The organism is Pseudomonas sp. GM49 (assembly GCF_000282355.1).
Classification (GTDB): Bacteria; Pseudomonadota; Gammaproteobacteria; order Pseudomonadales; family Pseudomonadaceae; genus Aquipseudomonas.
In genome coordinates this window covers 1-6,744 of sequence record NZ_AKJL01000155.1, presented here as the reverse complement: position 1 = coordinate 6,744, position 6,744 = coordinate 1, and the positions used below count along the sequence as shown (strand labels likewise).

The 6,744-nt window shown below is 60.3% G+C and carries 4 protein-coding genes; all 4 read left to right on the top strand.

Going from position 1 to position 6,744, the window contains the following annotated elements:
• Nucleotides 1-66 precede the first annotated feature (66 nt).
• On the top strand, nucleotides 67-558 hold the full coding sequence (gene mreD / locus PMI29_RS14765; RefSeq protein ID WP_007970244.1) for a rod shape-determining protein MreD: 492 nt from the start codon (nucleotides 67-69) through the stop codon (nucleotides 556-558).
• 43 nt (nucleotides 559-601) lie between these two features.
• Complete coding sequence (locus tag PMI29_RS14770) at nucleotides 602-1,198, top strand: Maf family protein (RefSeq protein WP_007998187.1); 597 nt, start codon at nucleotides 602-604, stop codon at nucleotides 1,196-1,198.
• Nucleotides 1,199-1,255: 57 nt separating this feature from the next.
• Nucleotides 1,256-2,713: a ribonuclease G gene (gene rng, locus PMI29_RS14775; protein WP_007970246.1), complete on the top strand. Its 1,458-nt coding sequence runs from the start codon at nucleotides 1,256-1,258 to the stop codon at nucleotides 2,711-2,713.
• Between the two features lie 75 nt (nucleotides 2,714-2,788).
• Nucleotides 2,789-6,592 carry a YhdP family protein gene (locus PMI29_RS14780; protein ID WP_007998186.1) on the top strand — a complete coding sequence of 1,268 codons (3,804 nt, stop codon included), beginning with the start codon at nucleotides 2,789-2,791 and terminating at the stop codon, nucleotides 6,590-6,592.
• Nucleotides 6,593-6,744 lie beyond the last annotated feature (152 nt).

Genomic DNA, 6,744 nt, shown 5'->3' with positions numbered 1-6,744 from the left:
CGCTGCCGCGAAGCCTGCCGCCAAACCGCCAGTCTCCGCGCCGGCCACTCCAGTGGGAAGAGAATAATGGGCGGTGTAAAAGCATCCCGAAACGGCTGGATAGTCTGGCTGACGTTTGCCGTCGGCCTGCTGCTGAGCGTTTCACCATTGCCGCAATTCATGGAAATCCTGCGCCCGCTGTGGCTTGCCCTGTTGCTGGCGTTCTGGGCGTTGAACCTGCCGCAGACCGTCGGGATGGTGACGGCGTTCTGTCTGGGGCTGGCTGAAGACGTGCTCTACGGTACCTTGCTGGGTCAGAATGCCTTGATCCTGACCCTCATCACCTATCTGGTACTGGCACTGCAGCAACGACTGCGGATGTTCCCGATGTGGCAGCAGAGCCTGGTGATCCTGGTGATCTTCGGCCTCGCCCAGCTTGTACAGCTCTGGCTCAGTGCCCTGACCGGCAATCGACAGCCAACCCTGGCGCTGGTGCTGCCGGCATTGGTCAGTGCGTTGCTCTGGCCCTGGATCAGTTTCGGTTTGCGCGGGTTGCGTCGGCGCTACAAAATCAATTGATTCGGTCAGGCATTTGCCCGCACCTGGACAGGGAGATGTCTTGATGAAACAGCTTTATCTTGCCTCTGGTTCACCGCGTCGACGTGAATTGCTCACGCAGATCGGCGTACCGTTCTGCGCCGTCAGTGCGGACATCGATGAAACCCCTTTAGCTCAAGAGTCCCCATCGGCCTATGTCGAGCGTCTGGCGCGCGGCAAGGCCGAGGCCGGGCGCGGCGATGTCGTATCCGATGGCCCGTTCTGTGTGCTCGGCGCTGATACCGCCGTGGTATTCGACGGAAAAATTCTCGGCAAACCGGTTGATCAAGCGGATGCGTGCGCCATGCTGATGATGTTGTCGGGATGTGAACATGAGGTCCTGACCGCAATTGCCGTGCTCGATGGCGAGCGTTGCGAGTCCCGGGTTGTCGCCAGTCGGGTGCGATTTCGTGATATCAGTCGCGATGAAGCCGCGGCCTACTGGGCCAGCGGCGAACCCCAGGACAAGGCGGGCGGTTATGGCATTCAAGGACTGGGTGCGGTGTTTGTCGCCGGGCTCGATGGAAGTTATTCAGCGGTGGTCGGACTACCGCTTTGCGAAACCGCGGAACTGCTCGGCCATTTCGGCATACCCTGTTGGCAACCCCGGAGCGCGCTTTAAGCGTCTTCCTGAACAGATGCGGCCATTATCGTGAACATGCCTGAACGAGACCCTGCCATGAGTGAAGAGATCCTGATCAACATCACGCCGATGGAGTCGCGCGTGGCGGTGGTCGAAAACGGTGTCCTGCAAGAGGTCCATGTCGAGCGCACACAAAAGCGCGGGATCGTCGGCAACATCTATAAAGGCAAAGTCGTGCGGGTATTACCGGGGATGCAGGCGGCATTCGTCGACATAGGCCTGGATCGCGCCGCGTTCATTCATGCGTCGGAAATTTCCTTGCGCGAAGGCCCGGCGGTCGAGAGCATCAGTGCGCTGGTGCATGAAGGCCAGAGCCTGGTGGTGCAAGTGACCAAGGACCCGATCGGCTCCAAGGGCGCGCGCCTGACCACCCAGTTGTCGATCCCTTCGCGTTATCTGGTGTACATGCCACGCACGGCCCATGTCGGCATTTCCCTGAAGATCGAAGACGAGGCCGAGCGTGAGCGCCTCAAGCAAGTAGTCACCGATTGCGTGGCCAAGGAAGGTATCAAGGAGGCCGGCGGTTTCATCCTGCGTACGGCAGCCGAAGGCGCCGGCGCCGATGAAATCCTCATGGACATCCGCTACCTGCGAAGGCTCTGGGATCAGATCAGCGCTCAGATCAAAACCATCAGCGCGCCCAGCGTGATCTACGAAGACCTTGGATTGGCGCTGCGCACCCTGCGTGACCTGGTGAGCCCGAAGATCGAGAAGATCCGCATCGACTCCCGGGAAACCTTCCAGAAAACCACGCAATTCGTCGCCGAATTGATGCCCGAGATTGCCGACCGCCTGGAACATTACCCGGGCGAACGGCCGATTTTCGACCTGTATGGCGTCGAAGACGAAATCCAGAAGGCCCTCGAACGCAAGGTCCCGCTCAAGTCCGGCGGTTATCTGGTGGTCGACCCGGCGGAAGCCATGAGCACCATCGACGTCAACACCGGGGCGTTCGTCGGCCATCGCAACCTCGAAGAAACCATCTTCAAGACCAACCTCGAAGCCGCGACGGCCATCGCCCGCCAATTGCGCCTGCGTAACCTCGGTGGAATCATCATCATCGACTTCATCGACATGGAAGATGAAGAACACCAGCGCCAGGTGCTGCGCACGCTCGAAAAGCAACTGGAGCGCGATCACGCCAAGACCAACATCATCGGTATCACCGAACTGGGCCTGGTGCAGATGACCCGCAAGCGCACCCGCGAAAGCCTTGAGCAAGTGTTGTGCGAGCCGTGCAATGCCTGTCAGGGACGCGGCAAGCTCAAGACCCCGGAAACCGTTTGCTACGAAATCTTCCGTGAAATCCTGCGTGAGGCGCGCGCGTATCAGGCGGAAGGCTATCGTGTATTGGCAAACCAGAAAGTGGTGGACCGCCTGCTTGACGAAGAGTCGGGCAATGTCGCCGAGCTGGAAGGGTTTATCGGGCGCACCATCCGCTTTCAGGTCGAAACCATGTATTCCCAGGAACAATACGACGTGGTGCTGCTCTGAAGCGTATCGTTTTGATTGTTCGAGAATGGCTGGCCTCAGCTTTTTGCAAATTTTTTGCCATGGGGGCCATCTGACATGGACCGTCTGACACGCATTTTGGCCGCACTGATCCGCTGGGGTCTGGGCCTGTGCGCGTTGGTTTTGGTGTTGATGGCGCTTTACGTCAGCCTTGGCCGGGAGCTGACGCCGCTGGTGGCCGAGTACCGTACCGAGGTTGAAACCAAAGCCGGCGATGCCTTGGGCATGCCATTGCGGATTGGCGAGCTCGAAGGCAACTGGGGTGGATTTGCCCCCATATTGATGGCTCACGACGTGACGGTCGGCGAGGGCGCCAATGCCTTGCATCTGGATCAGGTGCGCGCGGTGCCGGACCTTTGGGCCAGCCTGCTGGCACGTCAGGTACGCATCGCGCATCTGGAAGTCAGCGGCCTGAAGATCAGCGTCAAGGAGGGTGACGACGGTCAATGGGCTCTGGAAGGTTTGCCAGTGCAGCAGGATCAACCCACCGATCCGGAACAGTTGCTCAATCGTATGCAAATGATCCAGCAGCTGTCGGTACTCGACAGCCAGGTGACCTTGCAGCCGTTTGCAAAGTCGCCGCTGACGCTGACTTATGTCGGTCTGAATCTGAAAACCGGGGCGTCGCGGCAGCGGCTCGACGCGCGGCTGACCCTGCCTGACGGGCAACCAGTAGCCATGAGCCTGCGTACCCGCATTAGTGCCAGCCAATGGCAGGACGGTGAAGCCGAAGTCTATCTAAGCCTGCCGCAAAGCGACTGGTCGAAGTGGTTGCCCGAGCGCGTAAGCCAGCAATGGAATTTCTCCGAGATCAAGGCCGGCGGCGAGCTGTGGGCGAGCTGGGGCAAAGGCACCTTGCAAAGCGCGGCAGTGCGCTTGAATGCGCCACGACTCAAGGGCGCCTACGTCGATCGCCAGCCGATTCAGATCAACAACCTGGCGCTCAATGGTTACTTCCAGCACAGTGCCGAAGGCATGCTGGTGACCCTGGATTCCCTGGCGATGAATCTCGGCGACGCCCGCTGGGAAACGCATTTGCAGCTCAAGCAAAACGCAGCCACCAACAAGACCGAAGAACTTTGGCATCTGCAGGCCGACCGCGTCGACCTGACCCCGCTCACGCCGCTGCTCAATGCCCTTGCGCCGTTGCCGCAAGGCTTTGCCACCGTTGTCGAGCGGCTCAAGGTGACGGGCGGACTGCGCAATGTATTGATCGACGTGCGGCCCAATGCCACCGACGACAGCAAGTTCAGCTTTGCCGCCAATCTCGATCGGGTCGGCTTCGACGCCTATCACGGTGCGCCGGCGGCCCGAAACGTCAGCGGCAGCATCAGCGGTGACCTGGGGCACGGTGAACTGCGCATGGACAGCAAGGATTTCATGCTGCACCTGGACCCGATTTTCGCCAAGCCATGGCAGTACATTCAGGCCAATGCGCGGCTGACCTGGAAACTCGATAAAGAAGGCTTCACCCTGATCGCGCCGTACCTGAAGGTGCTGGGCGAGGAAGGCAAGATTGCCGGCGACTTCCTGATTCGCCTGCACTTCGATCACACCCAGGAAGACTACATGGACCTGCGGGTTGGCCTGGTGGACGGTGACGGTCGCTACACCGCCAAGTACCTGCCGGCAGTCCTCAGCCCGGCGCTGGATGAATGGCTGCGCACCGCGATTCTCAAGGGCGCGGTGGATCAAGGCTTCTTCCAGTATCAAGGGTCGCTCAGCCACGGTGCCGCGGACGTCGATCGCAGCATCAGCCTGTTCTTCAAGGTCCACGATGCCGAACTGGCCTTCCAGCCTGGCTGGCCCCATGTCAGCAAGGTCAGCGGTGATGTGTTTGTCGAGGACAGCGGTGTGCGGATTCTGGCCAGCAAGGGCCAGTTGCTCGACACTCAGGTCAGCGATATCTACGTCAACATTCCCCATGTGCCTGCGGGGCAGAACATTCATTTGTTCCTCGATGGCGGATTTGCCGGTGGTTTGGGCGATGGCCTGAAAATCCTTCAGGAAGCACCGATCGGCACCGCGGCTACCTTCGCCGGCTGGGAAGGCGAGGGTGACTTGCAAGGCAAGTTGAAACTGGATATCCCGTTGGCAAAAGACGAGGAGCCGAAAATCCTCGTCGACTTCAAGACCGCCAAGGCGCGCTTGAAGGTGGCTGAGCCTGTGCTGGAGTTGACTCAGCTCAAAGGTGATTTCCGTTTCGACAGTGCCAAAGGCCTGAGCGGGCAGAACATCAGTGCACGGGCATTCGACAAGCCGGTTACCGCGCAGATTTTTGCCGATGGCAGTGCAGGCAAACTCAATACCCGGGTCAGCGCGTCGGGCCAGGTCGAGGTCAAGAAACTGACCGACTGGCTGAAGGTGACCCAGCCTCTGCCGGTGAGTGGCGTGATCCCCTATCAACTGCAACTGACCCTGAACGGCGCCGACAGCCAATTGACGGTCAATTCCAACCTCAAGGGCGTGGCCGTCGATTTACCTGCACCGTTCGGCATGACCGCCGAGACCGGGCGCGACACGACGTTCCGCATGACCTTGCAGGGCGACGAGCGGCGCTATTGGGCCAATTACGGGGACCTGGCGAGTTTCACGTTTGCGGCCCCGGCCAGCAATTTCGCCGACGGTCGCGGGGACTTGTTCCTTGGTGGCGGCGAGGCCGTATTGCCTGGCACCAAAGGCCTGCGGGTACGGGGCGTACTGTCGGAGCTGGACGTTGGCCCGTGGAAGGATCTGGTGGATAAATACGCCGGGCAGGACCCCGGAGGCAGCGCCAGGCAGTTGCTCAGCGGCGCGGATTTCAAGGTGGGCAAGCTCAGCGGTATCGGCACCACGCTCGATCAGGCCTCGATCCAGCTGGCGCGCAACCCTTCCGCCTGGGCGCTGCAACTCGACAGCCAGCAGATCAAGGGCAACGCCAATCTTCCCGATGCAAAAGGGGCACCGATCACAATCAATCTGCAAACCGTGCGCCTGCCCGCACCGGACCCGGCCGTTCTGGCCGATGAAAATTCACCGGATCCGCTGGCCTCGGTGGACCCGACGAAAATCCCCGCGATGGACATCACCATCAATCAGCTATTCCAGGGCCAGGATCTGGTGGGTGGCTGGTCGCTGAAGATTCGTCCGACGGCCAAGGGCATCGTGTTCAACTCGCTGGACCTGGGCCTCAAGGGCATTCTGTTGGTGGGCAGCGGTGGTTGGGAGGGCGTGCCCGGCGCCAGCACAAGTTGGTACAAGGGGCGCGTCAGCGGCAAGAACCTCGCCGATGTGCTCAAGAACTGGGGGTATGCACCGAGCGTCACCAGCAAGGACTTTTACATGGATGTCGATGGTCGCTGGCCCGGCTCGCCGGCCTGGGTGGCGACCAAACGTTTCTCCGGCTCGCTCGATGCAACGCTCAATCAGGGCCAGTTCGTCGAGGTCGAAGGCAGTGCCCAGGCGCTACGGGTATTTGGTTTGCTCAACTTCAATTCCATCGGCCGGCGCCTGCGCCTGGACTTCTCCGACCTGTTCGGCAAAGGCCTGAGCTATGACCGGGTCAAGGGACTGTTGGTTGGGACGAACGGAGTGTATGTCACCCGTGAACCGATCCGGCTGACGGGCCCTTCGAGCACCATTGAACTCGACGGCACCTTGAACCTGGTCGCCGATCAGATCGATGCGAAACTGTTGGTGACCTTGCCGGTGACCAATAACTTGCCGATTGCCGCGCTGATCGTCGGTGCACCGGCGGTCGGCGGGGCGCTGTTCCTGATCGACAAGCTGATCGGTGACCGTGTCGCCCGTTTCGCCAGTGTGAAGTACACCGTTCAGGGGCCATGGAAAGAACCGAAAATCACCTTCGACAAGGCATTTTGAAAAGCCATCCTTCGGGCCTATGGAGTAGCATGACCATAGCGGCTCGCCCCCCTGTAGGAGCGAGCTTGCTCGCGATGAGTTTGAATGCGACGCGTTTTTTCAGACAGCCTGCGTCATCGTTCACGTCCATCGCGAGCAAGCTCGCTCCTACA

Bases quoted from the DNA above. Each gene is read 5' to 3' on its own strand.
- mreD (WP_007970244.1), top strand. From the start codon at position 67: ATGGGCGGTGTAAAAGCATCCCGAAACGGCTGGATAGTCTGGCTGACG.
- rng (WP_007970246.1), top strand. From the start codon at position 1,256: ATGAGTGAAGAGATCCTGATCAACATCACGCCGATGGAGTCGCGCGTG.
- PMI29_RS14770 (WP_007998187.1), top strand. From the start codon at position 602: ATGAAACAGCTTTATCTTGCCTCTGGTTCACCGCGTCGACGTGAATTG.
- PMI29_RS14780 (WP_007998186.1), top strand. From the start codon at position 2,789: ATGGACCGTCTGACACGCATTTTGGCCGCACTGATCCGCTGGGGTCTG.